The sequence below is a fragment of the Halorutilus salinus genome (assembly GCF_026242195.1).
Classification (GTDB): domain Archaea; phylum Halobacteriota; class Halobacteria; order Halobacteriales; family Halorutilaceae; genus Halorutilus; species Halorutilus salinus.
Genome location: NZ_RKLV01000008.1, coordinates 42,168 through 64,375, shown reverse-complemented (window position 1 = coordinate 64,375; position 22,208 = coordinate 42,168). Strand labels below are relative to the sequence as shown.

Below are 22,208 nucleotides of genomic sequence, written 5' to 3'. Positions count from 1 at the left end.
GTGATTTAGGCGAGCCTAAACAAGCAAAAAGCTTACCATTTTTAGGTCAGCCTAACGGACAAACGAAGCTGTTTTGTCCTTCGGGAACAACGGTGGTGCGATGAAAGCCACCGACGACCGCAAGGAGTTCGAACGTGCCTCGTGGGTCAACGTCGCGGGGAACGCCACAAAGGTCGTCGTCGAGGGTGCCGTGGGCGTCGTCTTCGGTAGCCTCGCGCTCGTCGCCGACGCCGCTCACTCCGTCGCCGACCTCGTCGCAAGCGTCGTGGTTCTCGTCTACGGCGGCGCGTCGTACGACGAGGCGGACGCGACACATCCCCACGGACACGGGCGTCTCGAACCCCTCGCGGCGCTCTTCGTCGGCGCTGTCGTCGCCTTACTCGGTCTAACGCTTCTGTACGAGTCTATACTCGGCGTCGTACGCGGACCCGACGTTGACGTAGAAGGGTGGCGTCTTATGCTCGCCACGCTCGGCTTCGCCCTCGTCTCCATGTACGCCGTATACAGGTATACAGTACGTGTCAACGACCGCATCGGTTCGACGGCTCTGCACGCGCTCGCAAGAGACTGTATGAACGATGTCTACACCTCGGTGGCGGCGGCGGTAGGCGTCGTCGGCGTCGCTCTCGGACACCCGATACTCGACCCTTTTGCCGGTGGTCTGGTGTCCGTACTCGTCGTCTACCAAGGCGTCGAGATAGGACGCGAGAACGTGGACTACCTCGTCGGGAGCGCGCCCACGGAGGGGAAGCAGGAGGAGATACATGACGCGGCGGTTTCGCATCCTGAGGTGCGCGGCGTGCACGACTTCAAGGCTTTCTACGAAGGAACAGAGATAGAGGTCGAGATGCACGCCGAGATCGACGGCGAACATACGGTCTACGAGGCGCACGACATAGAGAGCGAGGTCGTCGACCGTGTCCGCGCCGTCGAGGACGTTGGCGACGTACACGTCCATCTCGATCCTGCGGGTATCGGGGAGTGGAGCGACGAAGGGTGACGGTCTCGGCGTACAGGTACGGTTGACGTTGTTCCTCCGGGGAACCGCAACAAAGAATAGCCGTCCGTACGGATCCGATGCATGTTCGTCACCGTAGAGGGCATAGACGGCGCGGGGAAGACGACGGCTGTCGAGGCGATGCACGAAGAGTTCGACGGCGCGACGTTCACACGCGAACCGACGGCTTCTTGGCTCGGCGACGCCGTCGAGCGCTCCGTCTCTGACGACGACTCCGAACCCCTGACCGACCTTTTCCTTTTCACCGCCGACCATGCCGACCATCTAAACCGCGTCGTCCGCCCCTGTCTCGAAGACGACGAACTCGTTATCTGCGACCGTTACGTCGACTCACGTTACGCGTATCAGGGCGCGACGCTCTCCGACCGTTTCGAAGACGCCGTTGCGTGGGTGAGGGACGTACACGAACCGTGGACGGTCTACCCCGACCTGACACTCCTTCTCGACGTGCCCGTTGAGACTGCGCTCGAAAGGACGAACCGCGGCGACAAGTACGAGCGCGCCGGGTTCCTACGTGATGTCACCGCCAACTACAGAAGACTCGCCGACGAGGAGGAGCGTTTCGTCGTAGTCGACGCATCGCGTGACGCGGACGCAGTAGCCAAGACGTGTACCGAAACCGTCCGAAGCAGTATGTAGTGACTCCGCGTCGGTAGGTTTTTGTTGGGTGGTTTACGATATCCATATGCGCCAAGGTGGCAGAGTCCGGCCCAATGCAGCGGCCTGCAGAGCCGCCTATCGCCGGTTCAAATCCGGCCCTTGGCTTATCATCCAACCTTCCGGATTGCGACGGTGCTCTGACAGCACTTATTACTTACGCGGGCGAAAGTCCGATGATGACCGACTCCGAGGAGACAGTTGAGAGGTTCGAAAAGGAAGGTGGCGAGCAGATAGGTCTGATGGACGCGTACTACCTCGGCACGCGTACGCAGTATCTTGCGAGCTGTAAGCCTGCGCGCGAGTCGATCACGGTACGATCCGAGGGCGGAAAGGGTGACCTCGTAAGCAGTCTGCGTTTCTTCCTCAGGCGCGCCGACGAACTCGAAGCGTCGGAGCATCTCGTCGAGGACACACGCGACTTTGTCGAGCGTCTCGTTGACGGATACGGTGTCGGAGAGCCGCCGAGCGAGGACGACGCGTCGCGTGCCGTCGAGCTATCGACGCGTTGGGCGGAGACGTTCTCCGCCGTCGAGGAGAACCGGACTATCGTTCACACGCGCGACTCGGGGTTCTTCGACATCGACCGCGCCATGGAAAGCCCGGAGGAGTTCTTCGACCCCGATGTCTGGGACTGGCTAAACGAGGAGTCGAAACGCGACCTACGCGAGGGGATACGGACGCTCGCGGTCGACTGCCCGACGGCGTCCGTCATGGTATCCCTACGCGCCGTCGAACGCCAGCTACGCGAATGGCACAACGAACGTTCGACGGAGGATATCGACCTCGGTCCATGGGGGCATGTTCTCGGAGAGCTTGCCGACCTGTACGACGACCACGAGAAGGAGCGCCCTGAGGTTCTGACCGACCTGAGCTATCTCAAGGATCGGAGGAACGAGGTAAACCATATGGAGACATCGCCTTCGTCACGCGAGGCAGAGATAAACCTTCGGCGCGTTCAGGCGACTGTAGAGAACATCTACAACCAGATACAGACCGAGGACTGACTCAGCCGTCGATCGTCACGGATCTGAGGACGACATCCTCAACCGGTCTGTCGTCCCCGTCGGTCTCTACGTCGCCTACCGAACGTACGACCTCCATACCGTCCGTAACGCGTCCGAAGACGGCGTGTCTGTCGTCAAGATGCGGCGTCTCGTCGAGCGTAATGAAGAACTGCGAGCCGTTCGTGTCGGGTCCCGAGTTCGCCATGGAGATGACGCCGGAGCCGTCGTGTCGAAGCTCGTCGTGGAACTCGTCGTCGAAAGTGTACCCTGGACCGCCTCGTCCTGTCCCCGTCGGGTCACCCGTCTGTACCATGAAGCCGTCTATGACGCGGTGGAAGAGAACGTCGTCGTACAGGGGTTCGCCCTCGATCTCGTCACCCGTATCGGGATCCGTCCACGTCTTCTCACCCGTTGCGAGACCGACGAAGTTTTCGACTGTTCGCGGCGCGCGGTCTTCGTATAGCTCTATCTCTACATCGCCCTCGGAAGTATGTAACGTCGCTGTCGTGTCGCCCATACGGATCCGTCGGGTTCACGACGCAAAACCGTGGCGGTCAGAACCCGCCGTACCTCGTCAGGTTTTCGAGTTCGGAGTCGTCGACGGCGTCGTCGTCGAAGACGCGTTTCGCTATCGAACGTTTATGCACCTCGTCCGCGCCGTCGACTATACGGAACGCGCGGACGTTCTCGTAGAAGTCGGCGAGGGGCAGGTCTTTGCCTATACCGTTCCCCCCACAGACCTGTACCGCGGTGTCGATGGCTTCCTGTACGACGTTGGCGGCGAACGTCTTGGACATAGCCACCTCGACGCGTGCTCGTCTGTCGTTCTCCACCTCACGCGCGGCGTGACGCACCATCGTCCGTACAGCGTGTAGACGCGTCCGTGCGTCGACGATCTTGAAACGCGTCTCCTGCTTGTCGGCGAGACGGTCGCCGAAGGCGTGGCGGTTCGACGCGTAAGCGACGGCGATACCGAGCGCTCTGTCTGCCATACCCGCGAAACGCATGCAGTGTGTAAGACGCGCGGGTCCGAGGCGCTGTTGGGCTATCATGAAGCCCGCGTTCTCCGTACCAAGCATCGCTTCGTCGGGGACACGGACGTTGTCGTAACGCATCTCGGCGTGGCTCATACCGCTCTCGCCCATATGCGGAACGTCGCGCACGACCTCTACGCCGTCGGCGTCCGCAGGGACGAGGAAGATCGAGCATCCGCGGTACGGGTGCGCGTCGTTGTCCGTACGCGCCATCACGAGGTAGACATCGGCTTCGACACCCTGCGATGTCCACCATTTGTGTCCGTCGATGACCCACTCGTCTCCGTCGCGCTCCGCCGTCGTACGTATCATCTTGGGGTCGGAACCCGCGCCCCCATGAGGCTCGGTCATAGAGAAGGCGCTACGCGCCTCGCCCTTGACGAGAGGTCGTAACCATCTCTCCTTCTGCTCCTCGCTCCCCGCGAGTTCGATCGTATGCATGTTACCCTCGTCGGGGGCTGAGATACGTAACGCGCCGGGACCCAGAAGCGACCGACCCGCCTCCTCAAACGTCGGTAGGACGTCGGTTAGCGACAGACCCTGACCGCCGTACTCCTCGGGTATCTGGGGTGCGTAGACGCCGCGTTCGCGCGCCTCGTCGCGGAGTTCGTCCACGGCCGAATTAAGCCTGTCACGGCTTTCGAACTCGTCGCGGTTCCGGAGTAGCTCACGTTCGCGCGGTATCACCACCTCATCGAGGAGTTCGCGTGTCGTCTCGGCGTACTCGCGCGCCACCTCCGAACCGTCGTACTCTATCTCCATACACGTACGTGTCGGTGCGCACGGTTAAGTTCAGCGCGGTGTACGCCGGGTCGGAAACAGAGTTAAGGAACCTCCGTCCGTACCTACACCCGATGACAGACTCAGACGAACTCGTCGACGAGGATGGGTTACGCGGCTTTCTCACCGACCGTCTCGGCGGTGGGGACGCGTTCGAGTTCGAGCGACACGACGAAGGCTTCTCGAACGAGACGGTCTTCGTATCTTGGGGCGACCACGACCTCGTTCTCCGCCGTCCCCCTCCGGGCGAGACCGCCGAGACGGCGCACGACGTCGTCCGTGAGTACACCGTCATGGAGGCTTTGCAGGAGACCGAGGTTCCCGTGCCGCGTACGGTCGGTGTCTGCAGGAACCGCGACGTTATGGGGTGCGAGTTCTATACGATGGAACGCCTGTACGGCGACGTGGTACGTTTCTCCGAACCCGACCGCTTCGCCGACCCCGAAACGCGCAGGGAGGTCGCCGAGGAGGTCGTCGAAACACTCGCCTCTATACACGGTACCGATGTTGAGGACGTCGGTCTCGGCGACTTCGGCAACCCTCAGGGCTTCACGCGTCGACAGGTCGAGCGGTGGACGGAGCAGATAGAGTGGGCGTTCGACACGACGACCGACGAGCGCAACGTACCCGCGTTACGCGAGGTCGGCGACTGGCTAGAAGACAACGCACCCGACGACCATGCCGGCGGTCTCGTCCACGGCGACTACAAGTTCGACAACCTCATCTTCGAGCCCGACGCGCCGCGTATCGCGGGCGTTCTCGACTGGGAGATGAGCGCACTCGGCGATCCGCTCTGTGACCTCGGATGGCTCCTTTTCTTCTGGCGCGACGAAGGCGACGATGAGTCGAAGATCACGCGGACGATGCTACCTCAGTTTACGAAGAAGGAGGGCTACCCGTCGCGTGACGAAGTCGTCGGTATGTACGAGGAGGCGTCGGGTATGACTGTCGAGAACGCGCGTTTCTACCGCGTACTCGCGGCGTACAAGATGTGCGCCCTCGGTGAGATGTTCTACGCGCGTTACCTCATGGGCAACAGCGACAGTAGCTTCTACGCCATGATGGAAGAAGGCGTACCGTTGCTCGCGGACAACGCACTGAGTATGACGGAGGAGACGTGACCGTCAGGCGCGTCGACCGTCTCGAAGACGTACCGTCACCGACGCCCGACGCCGACTTCGTCGTGGTTGACGTTATAATGGCGTCGACGGCTATCGTACGTCTCCTCGAACAGGGTGCCGAGTATGTCAAGCCCTTCGGCGGTATAGAGGAGGCGCGTGGGTTCGCGGAGAGGGTCGAAGACGCCGTACTCGTCGGCGAACAGGCGGGCGCGCCAGTCGACGGCTTCGACCTCCTGCCCCTCCCGTCTTCGTTCGGCGACCACGACCTCGAAGGCGCGCGTGTGGGCATGCTCACAACGAACGGTACACGTGCGGTCGAAAGTATAGGTGCGCACGAGAACATCCTCGTCGCCAGTACGGTTAACGCACGCGCGGTCGCCGAGGTTCTCGCTGAACGCGACCGCGAGACGTGGCTCGTTGCGGCGGGAAGGTATGGCGAACCGACGCCCGAAGACACCGCAGGCGTACGTCTCGTCGAAGCCCACTACGACGGCGGCGTCAACGACGAGGTTGCCCAAGACGTACGTGACTCAGTCACCGGCTCCGACACAGCGGACTGGATACGTAACGTAGGTCTCGGTGAGGAGCTCGACGGTATACTCCGTTTCGACTCCACCGATACGGTACCGCGTACGGACGACGGCGTCTTCGTAGACGGTTCGGGTTGATACACCGTCCTACGTCCGTCAGCCTTCCTGACTCGGATGCGGCGTCGGTTCTTCGGGATGGGGTTCGTCGAAGTAGCCGCGCATCACGCGCAGTGACTCCTTCTCGCGCTCCTTGCGTTCCTCCTCGGAAACCTCCTCGCATCCCGGTGGTACCTCGCGCCCGCGGTCGGTGAAGTAGCCTTCGGGGGCGACCCAGTCGTGGTAGAACGAAACGTCGGAGTCGTGTACCATCGACAGCGCCGTCTTCGCGCCGTGCCCCGCGTTTACTACCGTCTGGTGAGGCTGTCCCGCGAGACGTCCGGCGACGTACAGACCTTCGACGCCCGTACGTCCGTCCTGTGTCTCGACGTACGTCTTCGAACCCTGCTGGGTCGTTTCGATGTCGAAGCCGTCGACCAACGAGGCGTCCGCCCACGACGCGACGACGACGTAGTCGGCTTCGTGGTCGCCGTCGTCGGTACTGACGACGAAGCCCGTGCCGTCCCTCTCGACGGCTTCGACTTCTGCGTCCACGAACCCCGCGCCCGAACGTTCGGCTTGGTCGCGTCCCATGTCGAGGAGTAGGCGCGAGTTTACGCCTGCAGGGAATCCGAGGAAGTTTTCAAGATGTGCGTTTCTGCTCAGAATCGAGCTACCGTTCTCGACAACCGTCGTTTCGAAGCCTGCGCGTCCTGCGAAGACGGCGGCGGACAGACCCGCAGGTCCCGCGCCGACCACGACGACCTTCGGTTCCGTGTCTGCGTCTGACATACAGTCCAAAACCGGGCGCTTACGACAAACCTCTTTCTCTCCGGTTCAGTCGGCGACGAGCCTAACGAGTTCGTCGTGCGACGCGTCCGTCTTGAAAGCCGTGCCAGAGTAGTGCGCCTCCGTCGCCTCGTACCCCTCGTCGCGTAGACGTTCCAGAAGCTCGTCGAGCTTCGACGGCGTCGCTCCGGCGCGTTTACATACCTCGTGGTGATCGTAATGCGTCGGGGTGTCGAGTTCGTCACGTACGATGCGTAGCATCCCTGTTGCGCGGTCGTGTGTCCCCATGCTATCGTCGAGCTTATCGAGAACCTCGTCGACGAACCCCGTGTCGCATACGGGTGCGATCCAGAGCGGTCCCGCGACGCGTCGCCTCGCGCCGCACGTGCAGTCACGTTTGAGCGTCGCCGGTACCGCCGCTCCCACCGCCTCGTGAACGTCGCGCGCGCCGCATTCGAAGCAGTGGGACAGAAAGCCGACGCCTTCGAGCGCCTCGTTCGATACCTTCGCGCCCTCCTCGACTGCGAGGTAGGTGCGTTTGTAGTGATCCGAAGAGTGTGAAAGGACAGGCGTGACTGCGACATCGTAACGCGCCGCGGTACGCGCCAGCGCCCCGATAAGGACACGCAGACCCATCTCCGCATGGTAAGACGTGTTAAGAGGAACGCACGAGTAACGCCGCACGCCTGAGTCGTGCGCACCGCATAACGGCGCTGTGTCGGTCGCCGTGAAACACGCGAGCGAGTCGGTCGCGGAGAACGCCGCGTCGACGAACTGTGTAGGAGAGCCGAAAGGGTCGATATCGACAACGTCGAAACGCGACCGTCGCATGACGACGTTACCGTCCTCGTGTACAACCTCCGCCTGTCCTCCCACACCGCTCTCCTCGACGTTACTGCGCGCGAGCGCGACGGCTTCGTCGCTCCTGTCGGCGAGCGTCGCGTCGTACCCTGTGAGGGCGGCACGTATACCGCGCACACCGCTTGCCGCGTTTGCGTCGAGGTAAGACGGCGGGTCACGGTCGACGTTCCTCTTCCACGCGCGCAGGGCGGCGACGGTGATGTCGCGGTTCATCTCCATACGGTCGTTGTAGAACGCGCCTTCCGTCTCAAAACGCGCGCCTCCCTCGGTTTTCATCGTCGCCCTTTCTCGGCGTCCGAACAACAAACCATCGAAACCCATTTTACGCTGAGAGGCTTCTGTCCCCCATGGAAGAAGACGAAGGGTTCTACAGCCGCGAACGCTGGAACAACTGGATGGAGCGTTTGCGGGACGAGAAGTTCGACCCGGAGGACGACGACGGCGACGGTGCGCGTCTGTTCTTCAACCTCCAGGACGATATCACCATAGCCTGCACGAAGGCTGTCGAGGCGTACGAGGACGGCGAAATAGACGACGAAGTCTTCATGGAGGAGATAGACGAGATACGCCGGATCGTGATGGCGGAGGAGGAGCTTGAGGAGAACAAGGCGATGGTTCTCGAAGGCGTACAGACCTCGCTTATAGGCGTCATGGCTTCGTGTGAGGCGTACGTCACCAACAACGGCTCCGCGGCGGACGACGGTACGGTCGACGAGTACGTCCGAGAGGCTCGGCGCGCCGAGAAGGAGGACGACATGGATCGCGCGCTCGCACTCACCGCCGAGGCGGGTGCGCTCATACTCGACGACGAAGGGTTTGACGCCGAAGCCTTCGAAGACCTCGAATACGGCTTCGTGAGCGAATGGGTCAACGGTCTCGACTCTCTCGCACAGGCGGTGAGCGAACCCGAGACGATAGAGGAAGAAGAGTGAGGCGAAACGAGGGTTAGGGTTATAACGTAGGCGCGGCGTTTACCGGTATGCGCGTAACTTGGCACGGACATTCGTTCTTCGAACTCGAAGCCGGCGGAGCCACCGTACTCGTAGACCCGTTTCTCGAAGGCAACCCCGGCACGGATGCGGAACCCGGTGACTTCGACGCCGACGTTGTCGCCGTCACACACGGACACCACGACCATGCGGGCGACGCACCGCTGTTCGACGCACCGGTTGTCTGTCAGCCCGAACTCGCCGAGTGCTACGGCGAACGCGGCGTCGATGCGACAGGTATGAACATCGGAGGAACGTACGAGGAAGCGGGCGTCGGCTTTACGATGACGAAGGCGTTCCATTCGTCCGGAGCGCCCGACGACGGCGGGTTCGACAGGTACGCAGGGACGCCCGCGGGCTTCGTCGTCGACGACGGCGAAACTCGTTTCTACCACGCGGGCGACACGTCCCTTTTTGGCGATATGAAGACCGTGATACGTGATGTCTACGCGCCCGACGCCGCGGCGGTGCCTATCGGAGATCATTTCACGATGGATCCCGGCGACGCTGTGAAGGCGGTCGGCTGGCTCGGCGTCGACGACGCCTTCCCGATGCATTACGACACCTTCCCGCCCATAGAGCAGGACCCCGACGGTTTCGCACGCCGTGTCGACGATGCGACCGTCCACGTACCTGAACCCGACGAGACGGTGGTGCTGTGACGCCGGCGAAGGAGGACGTTACCGTACTCGTCCCGACATACAACGAGGAACCGACCGTCGGCGACGTGGTACGCGGGTTCACCGAACAGGGCTACGACGTTCTCGTAACCGACGGCGGGAGCGACGACGACACACAAGCCGTCGCCGAGGAAGCCGGCGCGCGTGTCGTCGAACAGTCGGGAAGCGGCAAGGGGCAGGCGGTGCGCGAGGCGATCGCTGAACATCTCCAAAAGCCGTACGTCGTTATGATAGACGGCGACGGTACCTACCTTCCCGGCGAGGTCGACCGCGTTCTCGCCCCCCTTGACAAAGGCGCGGATCACGTACTCGGAAACAGGCTGGGCAACCCCGACGCATTCACCCGTCTCAACTACGTAGGCAACCGTATATTCAACGCCGAGTTCGCGGTTGCGCACGGCGAGTACCTCGGCGACATCCTTACGGGGTACCGCGCGTTCACGCTCGACTCGGCGCGCGAACTCGACCTCACCGAGGACGGCTTCGGTATAGAGACGGAGATCTGCGCCGAGGCTGTCGGAGCGGGACACAGCGTTGAGAAGGTCGGTATCACGTACCGCGAACGTCCCGAAGGTTCGGAGGAGAATCTACATCCGGTGCTTGACGGCGGACGTATCGGCTACGTGGTCTACACGACGACGCGCCGCACGCGCCCGTCGTTCTTCTACGGCTCTATCGTCCTCGCGTTCGCCGTACTCGTGCTCGTTACATACACTGTCCTGCAGTAGGCGGTTGTCGACCCTTATCTTTGGACGGCTTTCGATGCCCGCACGTCCGTCTGAGGCGATATATCACATACCGCTATATCTTCTGAGCGTATTCGAGACACTCTCGATCCATGAGTTTCTGGCGAAGTTCATAAGTAGTATGCGGACGTAGTCTGGGATACAACGATGGCACGGATCACCGGCTCCTGCCCGGACGACCTCGATCTTCTGATCGAGGGTGCTGTTGAAGCGGGTGTGTTTGGCGGTAAGGGTGATGCTCTCCGAGAGTTCGTCCGTGAATACTTCGAAGACCACGAAAAAGAGCGCATCTCAGCCGCAGTCGCGCTTTACAAACACGAACGGATCACGCTCGGCGATGCCGCGAGGCTTGCTGATGTCGACCGCTGGACGATGCGTGATATACTCCGTGAGCACGGGGCTGAGCTCCGGCTTGGACTCGTTGACGAAGAAGACGCAGAGTATGAGGTGGAAGCGGCGAGCGAACTCGAATTCGGTGACGAGAATCCGGACGGTGAGGGTTTCCGAACCGAATGACAGGTGACGGTGTTCCAGCCAACCCGACCGTCCTGAACACGACGCTCCTCTCCAACTTTGCGTATATCGACCAGCTGTGGGTGGTCGCAGGACTCTCCGGTGTCTGTACGGTGCCGGTCGTTCGCGAGGAACTCAAAGACGGCGTCGATAATCATCCGTACGTACGGTCAGGACTTGATATACTCGACGACCGTATTCCTACTGCGACGGTTTCGGAGACGGTCGCAGATAGGGAGGAGGTCGCCGGTACCCATCTCGATCCCGGCGAGGCACAGGCGTTTGCCTTGGCGGACGCACACGACGGTCGACTACTGACCGATGATGGGGATGCCCGATCGTTTGCTAAAGACCAAGGCGTAACCGTTATCGGATCAGTCGGTGTCCTGTTGGCTACGGTCGATGCAGGAAAGATCGATGAACAGACCGCTGATGAGTGGCTGTCGACGTGGATTGACGATATCGGCTACTACGTTCCTTATCGATCTATCTCCGAGTACCGGTGAGAGAACTACCGGTGCCGAAACCGGTGATCAGGTTCATACGATGGTGTTGGGATTCATAAGAACGCACATCTAAAGAGCAGTCTGAAAGCAGGCTTCGTGTCCATTTAGCGAAGCTATGTATCGCAGAAGTGTTAGCTCCGTTGTAGCCTCACTCGCTGGTCTGAGATGGTACGTCTTCATCGCGGAGGAACAGCCGAACGTAGCCGTCGACACGGAGAGACACGGGGATTTCTCGTGCCGAAGAAAAATCGGGAGGGACTGCACAAGGACGAATCTGAATGCCGCAGTTCCGTATAGCGAAGTTAGGTTTATAGACGTGACCGGCGCGGCGTAACCGTGATACGCGCAAGGAACAGCAAAGACGCGGGGCGGTTCAGCCGGTCACGAAGCCGAACCGAGGAAAAAAAAAACGGACGAACCGGTAAACGTAGCCGTCTACCCGCTCACTCCATCGCCCTCTTCGCCGTATCGACCACGTCTTCGAGAGGAGCCTCGTGGAGCGACTCGTCGGCGAACTTGAGACGTAGACGCGGGCGTCCTATATCGATGGGGACGTTCTCGGTATCGATAAGCCCGTTGTCCTCCATCTCCGTCTTCTTGCGCGAGAACGTCGCCTTCGATGCAACCCCGGAGTCCTCACCCCATTTGGAGATATCGTAGAGCAGTATCTCGTTACGCGCCGCGGCGAGGAGAGCGACCGTGATCTCGTCGAGACCTTCGCCGTCGCCCTTCGCGGTTTCGAGTATACCGAGTATACCGTCGAAGTCCTCCTGAGTATCCTCGCCTATATCCTCGCGGAGCGTCTCACGTATACGCGAAGCCGGGGGCGTCCGTATCCCGAACTCCTCACCGTTCTCCCACATCGACCCGAAAAGGTCGGAGGCGCGGCTGACTATCTCGTCGTCGTCGGTCGAAACAGCGCCGATCTCGTCGCCGACATCGACGAAGCTCATAACCTCGGAGTCGCCGACGAAGACAAGTGACCTGCGCGAGTCGTCGGGTGTCGAAAGGAGTTCGAGCCTTCCTTGCTTGATAAGGTCGCTCGCCGCGCTCGCAACGAGGAAGTCGTCCATAACATCCTTGAGTGCGCCTTCGCCCACGAGCGCGCGTACCTCGACGGAGCCTTCCTCCTCGCTGAGAACCTTGACGTACCTGCTCAGTACGGCGGGCGAGACCTGTAGGAGACGTAGCTCCCCTCCGCTTTCTTCCATCGACCTGCGCACCATATCGTCGCCGTCTATACCGGTTAAGCTTGTGTTCATGCGTCACTTAACTGTATACGACAGGGCATATTTAATTTGGCGGTATATTTCTATAAATCAGAACCGGAGGGTTCGTATAAGAGTCTCGGCAGTAAACACTTCACACCGCCGCAATCTCGGCTATAAGCTTTTCGAGATGTATCCTGTCGTTCGCTCCCTCTTTGAGCGCGTGCTCGACATCTCCGATAGCGACCACCTCACCGGGTTTATCGGTCTCGTGTAGAAAGCGGCGGAGAAGGTCGTCGCCCGACCATCCGCCTTCTATCATCATGTCGTCGAGCGTCTCCACCGCCTCGTCGAAACCGCCCGCGCGTGCGTCTTCGAGCATATCCGGTACGCGATCACCTTCCACGTCGTCGGCGGCTTCGAGTACCGACCCCATGGTGACCTTCCCGCGCGTTGCGACCGTCTGTAGGAGGAGGACGGACTCGCGGAGCGTTTGTGCTTCCTCGGCGACGAACTCAACGCCCGCCTCTTTCGTCTCTACCCCCTCGCGGTCGACGATACGTTCGAGAGCCTCGACGCGTTCCTCCTTCGTCGCCTGTCTTACCGCGACGGGTAGGGCGCGCGACCGTATCGCGGGGATGAGCGCCGAGAGAGACCGTGTCGTTAGCACGAACCTGCACTGTTCTGAGAAACGTTCGACGACACGCCGGAGCGCCTGCTGGAAGTCGCGGCGTGTATCCTCGGCGTTGTCGATGACGATCGTACGGCGTCCCTCACCGACCGATGAGTGCGACGCCACCTGCTTGAGAACGTGGTTTATGAGATCCGCCTTTGAGGTCTCGCGTTTCCGTTTTGCGGTTATGAAGCCCCGGAAACGCGGGTCGTCGGCTATCTCGTCCTTCGTCATACCGAAGAAGTCGGAGGCGTTCAGGACGTACGGGTCGTCGCCCAAGAGACGCGCCGCGGCGGTCTTCCCCGCACCCTTTGGACCGTGGAGGACGACGTTTAGACCCGACCCGGCGGCGCGCGGTAGTAGACGCGCCACCTCGTCCTGCGGCAGGTCGTCGAAGCTCTCGGGCGCGTGTTTCGCCGTCCAGAGCATACTCAGCGTAGCCGCGCTCGGCACATAACTCTTCTTGATGATAGTTGGTTAGATCCGTGAGGAACGGAAAGTTCTAAGCCCCCACGGGTCGAAGTTGGTGTATGCCGACGGTAGAATACCTGAACTACGACGTTGTCGAAGACAACGGATGGGACATATACGACGAAGAGAACTTCGATAAGGCGGCGGATATGGATCTGAGCGACGAGGATCACGGAGAGCTTGAGGTATACGAGGGCGAGTACATACTTGAAGCCGCCGAACGCGAAGGCTACGACTGGCCCTTCTCATGCCGCGCGGGTGCGTGCGCCAACTGTGCAGGTATCATCATTGAGGGCGAGATGGATATGGATATGCAACAGATTCTGAGCGACGAGGAGGTCGACGACCGCGACGTCCGTCTTACGTGCATCGGTACGCCCGAGGAGGACGTAAAGATAGTCTACAACGCCAAGCACCTCGACTACCTACAGAACCGCGTTATCTGAGCCGTAAACGCGGTTCGCGCCGGTCGTACCGACGAAGCTACTTTCCTGAGCCGGCGTAGTAACGTGGGGCGAGAACGATGTATCCCACGAGGACTGCGAGAAGGATCTTTGCGAGAACGGCACCGTAAGCCAGAGGGAACAGCACGGTGAGTGCGACGACACCGCCCGCGCCGACGGCGTGGCGGTCACGTATCTCCGGATAGCCTATCTCGACCAGCATCATGTACGCGAGTATGACCGTCGAGGTTACGAGGACGAGACCCTCGGCACCGATGGCTTCGGGGACGCCTGAGAGGAAGAAGACTACGACGAAGATGCCCGCGAACGTCGACGGCACGCCCGTAAACCCCACGGAGTCGGCGTCCTGAACGTTGTACGCCGCGAGACGTACGAGCGCGGCGAGTACGAAGACGATAGGGACGAGCGAGAGAAGCAAGGAGGTTTCGCGCGCGACGTAGTGTGCGAGGAACGCGGGCGCTATACCGAAAGAGACGATGTCGCTCAAAGAGTCGATATCGACGCCCAACTCGCCCGAAGCCGTCCGTCTCGCTATGATACCGTCGAGACCGTCTGCGATCGCACCCACGAGAACCATACCCGCCGCGATCGTGAAGTCGTCGTACGCGACGGCTATGAGCGCGATAAACCCGAACCCCGCGTTCATCAGCGATACGAAGTCGGGCGGCTCCAGAAGGTCGAGGAGACGTGGCTTCATACGCCGGTATGGGCGAACGCTTGTGTATTAAAGCCTTCCTTAGACGACTCCGCGCCTTCGACAGATTTAAACTCCGACAAAGGTAATATCGATGTATGAAAGAGGGAAACAGACAGCCGGAAACGTCGTTCTCCTCACGGTCGTATCCCTCGAAACGGTGTTACCTATGCAGGAGATAGAAGCTCTTCTGATCACACACAAACGCGCCGAACTGAGCGACCTAGAGGAGCTGTGTAAGCCTTCGGCGGGGGAGCTACGTAACCGGCTCCTGAGCCAAGGTGCCGACGAGGCGTACGTCCTCCAGACGTGTAACCGCGCCGAGTTCTACGTCTCCGGCGTGGGGCGCGACGTTCTGGATGAACTTGCCGAAGACGTAGGCGTGCGCGAGGGTACCGAGGAGTACATGGCGCATACCGACTCCGTACGTCACCTCATGCGTCTCGCTTCCGGACTGGAGAGCATGGTCGTCGGAGAGGACGAGATAATCGGTCAGATGCGCGACGCCTACCACGGAGCCACATCCGACGGTGCGTTGGACGGCGCTCTCGAAACAGCCGTTCTGAAGGCTCTGCACGTCGGCGAGCGCGCACGTACGGAGACGGCTATAAACGAAGGGAACGCATCGATGGGTAGCGCCGCAGTTGAGGCGGCACGCGACAGGCTCGGAAGCCTTGACGGGATCAACGTCGTCGTCGTGGGCGCGGGTGAGATGGGCGAACTCGTCGCGCGTTCACTCGCCGACCGCAACGCGGGCTACGACGAGATTCTGGTCGCCAACAGGACGTACGATACCGCGGCGCGTCTCGCCGACGAGATAGGCGGTGAACCCGTCCGTTTCGGTGAGATATCGTCGTATCTTGACGAGACGGATGTCGTCGTTACGGCGACGGGTGCGCCGCATCTTATCTTCGACGGAACCGACCTGCGCGGACACGACCTCGTCGTACTCGACCTCGCCAATCCGCGCGACGTTGGCGACGACGCCGCGGACGCCCAAGGCGTCGAACTCATCGACATAGACGACATCTCCGAGATAGCAGGCTCTTCGGTCGAGGGGCGCAGACGCGCCGCGGGCGAGGTAGAGGCGATGATAGACGAGGAGATGGAGGTTCTTGAGGACAAGCTGAAGGAAAAACGCGCGAAGGAGATGCTGTCGACCATATACGCCCGCGCGGAGGAGATACGTGAGGAGGAGACGCGCGAGGCTCTCCGAAGGCTCGAATCCGGCGGTAGGAGCCTCGACGACCGCGACCGCGAGATAGTCGACGACCTGACGAGTTCGCTCGTTCGCCAGCTACTTTCGACGCCGACGGAGGCGCTCAAGAAAGCCGCGCAGTCGGAGGACTACGAGACTCTAAGAAGGGCGTCGGAGATATTCCGCGTCGACGAAGAAACCGAAGGAAGCGCCGAAACGTAGCCGTTACCCGTCGACGGCTTCCAGCTGATCCTCGCCCAAGCCGCCTATCGTCTCGTCGTCGACCTCAACGGTGTACGTCTCGTCGCCGAACATCGTCTCGCTGACCTGTACGACCTTTCCTTCCTCGCCGTCCTTCTCGTGGTACTCGTCCCTGAAGATGACCTTGTCGTCCTCTTCGAAGCTCATGTATACGCGTCGCGCGTCGAGACGCATATAACCCACGCTTCGACGCGCCCGCCAGTGTTTAGAGACCGGGGCGCATCGCTCCACCATGGACAGACGGCGCAGGAGGAACCTGTACTACCTTACGGTTCTGCTGGCGACCGTATTCGGCTTCGCGTACGTCTACCGGTACGGTATGGCGAGGTTCGAGAACGACCCGAGAAGGTACGTCGAGGCTCTCCAGTTCGTCGTCGAGACGTACACGACGACGGGGTACGGCTCCGACTCCCCGTGGGTAAGCACCGAGATGAACGTACTCGTCATAGTCATCGACGTCGTGGGGACTCTCATGATATTCCTCGCGCTACCCGTCTTCCTGTTCCCCGCGATACGTGACGCCCTCTCAACGTCCGTACCTAGCTCCGTCGGGCGCGGCGTCTCGGATCACGTCGTCATATGCACGTACACGCCGAGGGTCGAGACGCTCGTAAGCCGTCTGGAAGCGAGGGATGTCGGCTACGTCCTTATCGAGTCCGACCGTGAGAGGGCGAGGGAGCTTTATGAGGACGGTTACGAGGTCATACAGGGCAAGCCCGACTCGGCTTCCACTCTCCGCGGTGCGAACCTGACCGACGCCAAGGCGCTCGTCGCGGACGTCTCCGACCGTGTGGATACGAGCATAGTCCTTACCGCCAAGGAGATAGACGAGGAGGTCAAGGTCGTCAGCGTCGTCGAGGAGCCGAACCTGTCGCCGTACCACGAACTCGCGGGCGCGGATACGGTTATCTCACCCAGACGTATGATAGGCGATGGACTCGCAAGCCTCGTTACGGCTGACGTTACGACCGAGGTCGGCGGTACCGTGAAGGCGGGCGACGACTTCCGTATAGTCGAACTCCTGATACCACGTGGTAGCGGCTTGACCGAGGAGACGCTCGGTTCGAGTTCGTTACGCGAGGACACGGGCGTGAACGTCATAGGCGCTTGGTCGGACGGTGAGTTCCTCTCCCCCGTACCGCCGTCGAAGTCGCTCGACGCGGGTACTGTTCTACTCGTAACCGGCGGCGAGGACGAGATAGACGAGCTAGAGGGGCTGACGACATCGGAGGTGCGCAGGTACGAAAGGGGCGAGACGGTGGTCGCGGGCTACGGCGAGGTCGGTAGACGCGTCGTCGCCGTCCTTGACGAGGCTGACGTACCGTACACCGTCATCGACACGGAGGATACGGACGGCGTCGACGTTGTGGGAGACATAACCGACCCCGACGTTCTCGAAACCGCGGGTGTTGGGGAGGCAAACTCGGTTATATTCGCCGTCCCGGACGACACAGACGCCGAGTTTGCCACCCTCGTTACGCGAGATGTAAACGAGGAGGCGAGCATAGCCGCGAGATGCGAACGCGAGGAGGCGGTCAGCAAGATATACAGGGCGGGTGCCGACTACGTCGTCTCCCTCGCGGAGATGACGGGTAGGATGATGGCGTCCGCGGTTCTCGACAACGGCGAGGAGCCGACGAGGTCGCACGTCAAGGTCGTTGAGACTGAGGCACCGGGTCTGACGGGCGGTACTCTCGGCGGTGCTGACGTACGGTCGGAGACGGGCTGTACGGTCGTAGCCGTAGAGCGCGACGGTGAGGTAGTCACGAACCTCACACCCGGCTTCCGTTTCGAGGAGGGCGACGAACTGGTGATAGCGGGTACGGACGAGAGCATACGCGGCTTCGTCGAGACGTTCGACGCCTAACCTCTCAGAAGGTTGATGACCTCGTCCTTAACGTCAGGCTCGACGGCGACGACGTACCTCTTACCCGCTTCGAGACACGTCTCAGGTCTGGCTATACTACTCCCGTTGAAGTCGGAGATGACGAGGGTTCCCTTGGGGAAGCTCACCTCGTCAAGCCTTCTGCCAGCCGCGGGCGCGCCCTCGTCGACACGGACTTCGAGTATATCGATATCCCCCGTGTCGGATTCGAGCGTCCGTATATCCGCACCGACCACGGAGTTGGCGGCGGCTCTCGCGCTTATACGTTCGGGGAAGATAACCTCGTCCACGATGTCGCGGTACTCGTCACCGAGTTCGGTGTCGACACGCATCACCGTACGTATACGTTCGTTCATCTTCTGCGCCGTCATGCATGCGGCAAGGTTCGCCGCAGTGTCGTTCGTAAGCGCCGCGATGGCGTCCGCCTTCTCCGGACTCGCCTGACGCAGAACCGACGGGCGCGTCGTGTCGCCCTGTATGACCGTAGCTATATACTCGTCGTTTATCTCACCGCATCTCTTCTCGTTCTCCTCGATAACGACGAGTTCGTGACCCTGACCGTTCAACGACCTCGCCGCGTAGTAGCCGACCCTTCCCATCCCTGCTATTATGATCCTTAGCTTTCCTGTCATCTGTTAACACCCTGTCTTAGCCTGTCGACGGTTACACGCGGTGTCTGCAGTAGCCAGTAGACGAAGACACCGAACAACAGCCACGCCCCTCCGAGTAGCCACGTTTCGGGATCGATGAAGAAGGCGAGAACGAGGTTTAGGACTATACCGAGTATAGGCGGTAACGGGTAGAAAGGCATCTCGTACGGACGCGACATGTCGGGGCGCTCCCTGCGTAGACGTATCACGCTCGCATTTACGAGAACGAACGAAACGAGAAAGAAAAGGCTCGTCAGGTTACCGACCTGCTGTATAGGTATGAAGACCACCGACAGGAGCATAACAGCCGAGCTCGCAACGATAGCCCAGAACGGCGTACCGTACCTGTGGTGTAGCTGACCAACCTTCTTTATGAGCTGTCCCTCACGCCCCATCGAGAACGCGACACGGCTTGAGGCGAGTATGACGGCGTTGAGTGCGCTTATCGTAGAGAAGACGGCACCGAAGGCTATCACCGACTCACCGCCCCCGATGAGAGGGAACTCGGGCATGAAGCTACCCGCGGCGACGGCTATACCCGTCTCGCCCTGTGCGCCGAGACGTTCCGCGCCGAGCGTACCTATGGCGACGAAGACGACCACCATGTAGATGATGAGCGTAGCACCGAGGCTTATGAAGATGGCGCGGGGGATGTTCTTGCGCGGGTTCTTCACCTCCTCCGTAACCGTCGCTATGAGGTCGTAGCCCTCGAAGGCTATAAACGTCAGACCCATCGCCGACAGAACCGCTGTACCGCCCTCGGTGAGGAACGGCGTGAACTCCTCTGCGCTCGCCGCCGATGCACCGAACGCGGAGAAGACGACGAGTATAATTATCTTTACGACTGTAACGACGGTTTCGGCTCCGCCGCTTGCGCTCGCCGAGACGGCGTTGAGAACGACGAAGGTTACGACGACAGCCAGCGCGTATACGGTATGCCCGCCGGGGAGTGTGATGTCGTAGATATGGAAGAACTCGATAAAGTTGGAACCGAAGCCGAGTGCGTAGAGAGCACCCGCTATCATGTACGCGAACCAGAGCATCCATCCCATGAGGAAGGAGAGTATGTCGGAGAAAACCTCGTTGACGTAGGCGTATCCGCCGCCGTTCTTGGGTATCGAACTCGCAAGTTCGGCGTACGAAAGAGCCGTAAACCCCGTCACGATACCGTTGAGAGCGAATGCGAGTATGGCGGCGGGTCCCGCTGTCTCGGCGGCGAGACCCGTCAGGACGAAGATGCCCGCGCCGATCATCGCACCCATGCCGACCATAGTCGCGTCAAGAAGGGTTAACGACCTACTCGGTTCGCGGTGTCCCGCCGATGATTCAGACATCTGTTCACGGTTCGTAGAGCGACGGTATTAAAAATTACCCCTACATCGCGTCTTCGAGCGCCGAACGTGCCTCGTCTATCTCGTCGCGCGACAGTTCGACGGTTCGGTCGTCGAGTTCAACCGTCAAGCCCCCGTCGGTGACCTCGCCGATACGTCCTGTTTCGTACGTACCGTCGAAGCTGTCGGGGTCGCCCGCGACCACGACGCGTCCGGGTTGTGCGTCGAACGGTGCGTCCGTCTCCGCGCGCACGCCGTTCTCGCCTACCATCTCGGCGAGTGCGACGGCGACGCCCCCGGTGGATACGTCGTGCGCCGCCTCCGCTCCCTCTGCGATATCCTCTGCCATACGGCTCAACGCCGAAGGCTCGTCGGTCGCATCGAGTACGACGAGCGGCGTTCCTACGCCGACGCCGTCGACGGTCGCACGCGGGGAGTCGGGATCGTCGGCGACACCAAGGGCGCCGACGCTCGGCGTGGGGTTGACCGCCGTACCGAACTCCTCGCTCTCGTTGTAGAGCGAGACGTTGCCGCCCACAAAAGGCACACCTATATCGCGCGCTCCGTCTCCCATTCCGCGCACGGCGTCGGCGAACTCGCCGTAGACCTCCGGGCGTTCCGGGTTGCCGAAGTTGAGGCAGTCGACGAGCGCGACCGGACGCGCTCCCTTTGCGGCGAGGTTGGCGACGTTCTCTACGACGGTTTCGTAGCCACCCTCGTACGGGCGCGCAGAGACGCGTTCGGAGTCGCATCCCGCCGAGAGCGCAAGACCGCCGTCGCCGATATGTAGCACCGACGCGTCGTCGCCGGGCTTTACGACCGTCCGTGTCCCAACCTCGTGGTCGTACTGCCTGTACACCCATTCCTTCGACGCGTTGTTGGGGTCGGCGAGCGCGTCGAGCAGACCGTCGTGCGTCTCCTCGTACGGTGCTGGCGGTTCGGATTCGTCAGGCTCCTTGCGTTCGAGGTCGTGTGTGGGTGCACCGTCTGCGAGGAACCCCGGCGGTAGGTCGACGACGGTTTCGCCCTCGTGTTGGGCGACGAAGCCCTCATCGGTCACCTCTCCTATAAGGCTCGCTTCGAGGTCGTACCTGTCGGCGATACCCAGAACCGTCTCGATATCGTCGGGTTCGACCTCGAACAGCATACGTTCCTGTGACTCGCTCAGGAGTATTTCGAGAGCGTTGAGCGGTTCGCGTAGATGCACGTCGTTGAGATCGAGACGGACGCCGCGTTCGCCCTTCGCCGCCATCTCCGAAGAAGCGCCCGCGAGACCCGCCGCGCCGAGGTCGCGCGCCGCCTTCGCGTACTCACGTATCTCCAACGTCGCATCTATGAGAAGCTTCTCCGTGTACGGGTCACCGACCTGTACCGCGGGTCGATCCTCGCTCTCGGCGTCCTCGCTCAGATCCTCGGACGCGAAAGAAGCGCCTCCGAGACCGTCGCGCCCGCTCGCGTTACCGACGAGTACGAGAGCGTTGCCTTCCCCCTTCAGATCGGCGGTCAGGAGTTCGTCCTCACTCGCCAAGCCGACACAGACGACGTTGACCAACGGGTTTCCGTTGTACGACTCGTCGAAGTAGGTCTGTCCGCCGACGGTCGGGACGCCGATCGAGTTTCCGTAGTCGCCGATACCCTCGACGACGCCCTCGAACAGGTAACGCGCCTTCTCGCGGTCGAACCCGCCGAAGTATATGGTGTCGAGAAGCGCGATAGGGCGCGCGCCCATCGAGAGTATGTCGCGCACGATGCCGCCGACGCCCGTCGCCGCGCCGTCGTAGGGGTCGACGTACGACGGATGGTTATGGCTCTCCATACCGACGGCGAGGACGTGGTCTTCGTCGTACCCTACGACAGCGGCGTCGTCGCCCGGACCTATCACGACATCCTCGCCCTCGGTCGGCAGATCGGCGATAACGGGACGTGACGACCGGTAGGCGCAGTGCTCGCTCCAGAGGTTGACGAAAAGAGCCTCCTCGACACGGTTGGGCGGACGCCCGAGACGTTCCTCGACGAGCGCGTGGTCGTCGTCGGATAGCTTCATGG

At 61.2% G+C, this 22,208-nt stretch carries 24 protein-coding genes and 1 tRNA gene; 14 read left to right on the top strand and 11 right to left on the bottom strand.

Annotated elements, in window-relative coordinates; all coding sequences use genetic code 11:
* Positions 1 to 100: 100 nt before the first annotated feature.
* The 4 genes from EGH25_RS08840 (at position 101) to EGH25_RS08825 (ending at position 2,682) form a co-directional block, all read left to right on the top strand.
* Positions 101 to 1,000: a cation diffusion facilitator family transporter gene (locus tag EGH25_RS08840; RefSeq protein ID WP_266087722.1), complete on the top strand. Its 900-nt coding sequence runs from the start codon at positions 101 to 103 to the stop codon at positions 998 to 1,000.
* Positions 1,001 to 1,081: 81 nt separating this feature from the next.
* Positions 1,082 to 1,657: a dTMP kinase gene (gene tmk, locus EGH25_RS08835; RefSeq protein WP_266087720.1), complete on the top strand. Its 576-nt coding sequence runs from the start codon at positions 1,082 to 1,084 to the stop codon at positions 1,655 to 1,657.
* Between the two features lie 50 nt (positions 1,658 to 1,707).
* Positions 1,708 to 1,783 (top strand) — tRNA-Cys (locus EGH25_RS08830).
* Between the two features lie 71 nt (positions 1,784 to 1,854).
* A complete protein-coding gene (locus EGH25_RS08825; RefSeq protein WP_266087718.1) occupies positions 1,855 to 2,682 on the top strand; it encodes a hypothetical protein in 828 nt (275 codons plus the stop codon).
* 1 nt (position 2,683) lies between these two features.
* On the opposite strand, the gene EGH25_RS08820 is transcribed toward EGH25_RS08825, so the two are convergent.
* Both EGH25_RS08820 and EGH25_RS08815 read right to left on the bottom strand, forming a co-directional pair.
* Positions 2,684 to 3,199: a peptidylprolyl isomerase gene (locus EGH25_RS08820; RefSeq protein ID WP_266087716.1), complete on the bottom strand. Its 516-nt coding sequence runs from the start codon at positions 3,197 to 3,199 to the stop codon at positions 2,684 to 2,686.
* 37 nt (positions 3,200 to 3,236) lie between these two features.
* Positions 3,237 to 4,472, bottom strand: coding sequence for an acyl-CoA dehydrogenase family protein (locus EGH25_RS08815; RefSeq protein ID WP_420841097.1), 1,236 nt, complete (start codon positions 4,470 to 4,472; stop codon positions 3,237 to 3,239).
* A gap of 98 nt (positions 4,473 to 4,570) precedes the next feature.
* On the opposite strand from EGH25_RS08815, the gene EGH25_RS08810 reads away from it, so the two are divergent.
* Positions 4,571 to 5,617 carry a phosphotransferase family protein gene (locus tag EGH25_RS08810; protein ID WP_266087712.1) on the top strand — a complete coding sequence of 349 codons (1,047 nt, stop codon included), beginning with the start codon at positions 4,571 to 4,573 and terminating at the stop codon, positions 5,615 to 5,617.
* On the top strand, positions 5,614 to 6,285 hold the full coding sequence (locus EGH25_RS08805) for a 2-phosphosulfolactate phosphatase (protein ID WP_266087710.1): 672 nt from the start codon (positions 5,614 to 5,616) through the stop codon (positions 6,283 to 6,285). Before EGH25_RS08810 ends, EGH25_RS08805 begins: the two co-directional genes overlap by 4 nt.
* Positions 6,286 to 6,303: 18 nt before the next feature.
* On the opposite strand, the gene EGH25_RS08800 is transcribed toward EGH25_RS08805, so the two are convergent.
* On the bottom strand, positions 6,304 to 7,035 hold the full coding sequence (locus EGH25_RS08800; protein WP_266087708.1) for an NAD(P)/FAD-dependent oxidoreductase: 732 nt from the start codon (positions 7,033 to 7,035) through the stop codon (positions 6,304 to 6,306).
* A gap of 45 nt (positions 7,036 to 7,080) precedes the next feature.
* Positions 7,081 to 8,169 carry a tRNA (guanine(10)-N(2))-dimethyltransferase gene (locus EGH25_RS08795; protein WP_266087706.1) on the bottom strand — a complete coding sequence of 363 codons (1,089 nt, stop codon included), beginning with the start codon at positions 8,167 to 8,169 and terminating at the stop codon, positions 7,081 to 7,083.
* A 71-nt stretch (positions 8,170 to 8,240) separates the two neighbouring features.
* Here EGH25_RS08795 and EGH25_RS08790 point away from each other — a divergent pair, with 71 nt between their 5' ends.
* From EGH25_RS08790 to EGH25_RS08770, 5 genes are all read left to right on the top strand, one after another.
* A complete protein-coding gene (locus tag EGH25_RS08790; protein ID WP_266087704.1) occupies positions 8,241 to 8,825 on the top strand; it encodes a DUF2150 family protein in 585 nt (194 codons plus the stop codon).
* Between the two features lie 47 nt (positions 8,826 to 8,872).
* On the top strand, positions 8,873 to 9,544 hold the full coding sequence (locus EGH25_RS08785; protein ID WP_266087702.1) for a metal-dependent hydrolase: 672 nt from the start codon (positions 8,873 to 8,875) through the stop codon (positions 9,542 to 9,544).
* On the top strand, positions 9,541 to 10,290 hold the full coding sequence (locus EGH25_RS08780; RefSeq protein ID WP_266087700.1) for a glycosyltransferase: 750 nt from the start codon (positions 9,541 to 9,543) through the stop codon (positions 10,288 to 10,290). Before EGH25_RS08785 ends, EGH25_RS08780 begins: the two co-directional genes overlap by 4 nt.
* Before the next feature lie 165 nt (positions 10,291 to 10,455).
* Positions 10,456 to 10,824 (top strand): UPF0175 family protein, encoded by a 369-nt coding sequence (locus EGH25_RS08775; protein WP_266087698.1) that lies wholly within the window; start codon positions 10,456 to 10,458, stop codon positions 10,822 to 10,824.
* Complete coding sequence (locus tag EGH25_RS08770; protein WP_266087696.1) at positions 10,821 to 11,327, top strand: PIN domain-containing protein; 507 nt, start codon at positions 10,821 to 10,823, stop codon at positions 11,325 to 11,327. The genes EGH25_RS08775 and EGH25_RS08770 overlap by 4 nt, the downstream gene beginning before the upstream one ends.
* A gap of 443 nt (positions 11,328 to 11,770) precedes the next feature.
* Here the strand turns inward: EGH25_RS08770 and tbsP are convergent, their stop codons facing one another.
* Positions 11,771 to 12,589: a transcriptional regulator TbsP gene (gene tbsP / locus EGH25_RS08765; RefSeq protein ID WP_266087694.1), complete on the bottom strand. Its 819-nt coding sequence runs from the start codon at positions 12,587 to 12,589 to the stop codon at positions 11,771 to 11,773.
* 100 nt (positions 12,590 to 12,689) lie between these two features.
* Positions 12,690 to 13,637: an AAA family ATPase gene (locus tag EGH25_RS08760; RefSeq protein ID WP_266087692.1), complete on the bottom strand. Its 948-nt coding sequence runs from the start codon at positions 13,635 to 13,637 to the stop codon at positions 12,690 to 12,692.
* 101 nt (positions 13,638 to 13,738) lie between these two features.
* On the opposite strand from EGH25_RS08760, the gene fer reads away from it, so the two are divergent.
* Entirely contained in the window at positions 13,739 to 14,125 is a 387-nt protein-coding gene (gene fer, locus EGH25_RS08755; RefSeq protein ID WP_266087690.1) for a ferredoxin Fer, read from the top strand.
* Between the two features lie 37 nt (positions 14,126 to 14,162).
* On the opposite strand, the gene EGH25_RS08750 is transcribed toward fer, so the two are convergent.
* Entirely contained in the window at positions 14,163 to 14,840 is a 678-nt protein-coding gene (locus tag EGH25_RS08750; protein ID WP_266087688.1) for a CDP-alcohol phosphatidyltransferase family protein, read from the bottom strand.
* 91 nt (positions 14,841 to 14,931) lie between these two features.
* Between EGH25_RS08750 and hemA the strand changes: the two genes are divergently transcribed.
* The gene (gene hemA / locus EGH25_RS08745) at positions 14,932 to 16,257 is read left to right on the top strand and encodes a glutamyl-tRNA reductase (protein WP_266087686.1); all 1,326 of its coding nucleotides are present in this window, start codon (positions 14,932 to 14,934) and stop codon (positions 16,255 to 16,257) included.
* Between the two features lie 3 nt (positions 16,258 to 16,260).
* Here hemA and EGH25_RS08740 read toward each other — a convergent pair whose 3' ends face one another.
* The gene (locus EGH25_RS08740) at positions 16,261 to 16,443 is read right to left on the bottom strand and encodes a DUF1918 domain-containing protein (protein ID WP_266087684.1); all 183 of its coding nucleotides are present in this window, start codon (positions 16,441 to 16,443) and stop codon (positions 16,261 to 16,263) included.
* Between the two features lie 85 nt (positions 16,444 to 16,528).
* On the opposite strand from EGH25_RS08740, the gene EGH25_RS08735 reads away from it, so the two are divergent.
* A complete protein-coding gene (locus EGH25_RS08735) occupies positions 16,529 to 18,163 on the top strand; it encodes a potassium channel family protein (protein WP_266087682.1) in 1,635 nt (544 codons plus the stop codon).
* On the opposite strand, the gene EGH25_RS08730 is transcribed toward EGH25_RS08735, so the two are convergent.
* Genes EGH25_RS08730 through purL form a run of 3 tightly spaced genes read right to left on the bottom strand, consistent with a single transcriptional unit; the run spans position 18,160 to position 22,206 of the window.
* Positions 18,160 to 18,813 (bottom strand): potassium channel family protein, encoded by a 654-nt coding sequence (locus EGH25_RS08730; RefSeq protein WP_266087680.1) that lies wholly within the window; start codon positions 18,811 to 18,813, stop codon positions 18,160 to 18,162. The genes EGH25_RS08735 and EGH25_RS08730 overlap by 4 nt on opposite strands.
* On the bottom strand, positions 18,810 to 20,165 hold the full coding sequence (locus EGH25_RS08725; protein ID WP_266087679.1) for an APC family permease: 1,356 nt from the start codon (positions 20,163 to 20,165) through the stop codon (positions 18,810 to 18,812). Before EGH25_RS08725 ends, EGH25_RS08730 begins: the two co-directional genes overlap by 4 nt.
* A gap of 40 nt (positions 20,166 to 20,205) precedes the next feature.
* On the bottom strand, positions 20,206 to 22,206 hold the full coding sequence (gene purL, locus EGH25_RS08720) for a phosphoribosylformylglycinamidine synthase subunit PurL (RefSeq protein WP_266087677.1): 2,001 nt from the start codon (positions 22,204 to 22,206) through the stop codon (positions 20,206 to 20,208).
* Between the last annotated feature and the right edge of the window lie 2 nt (positions 22,207 to 22,208).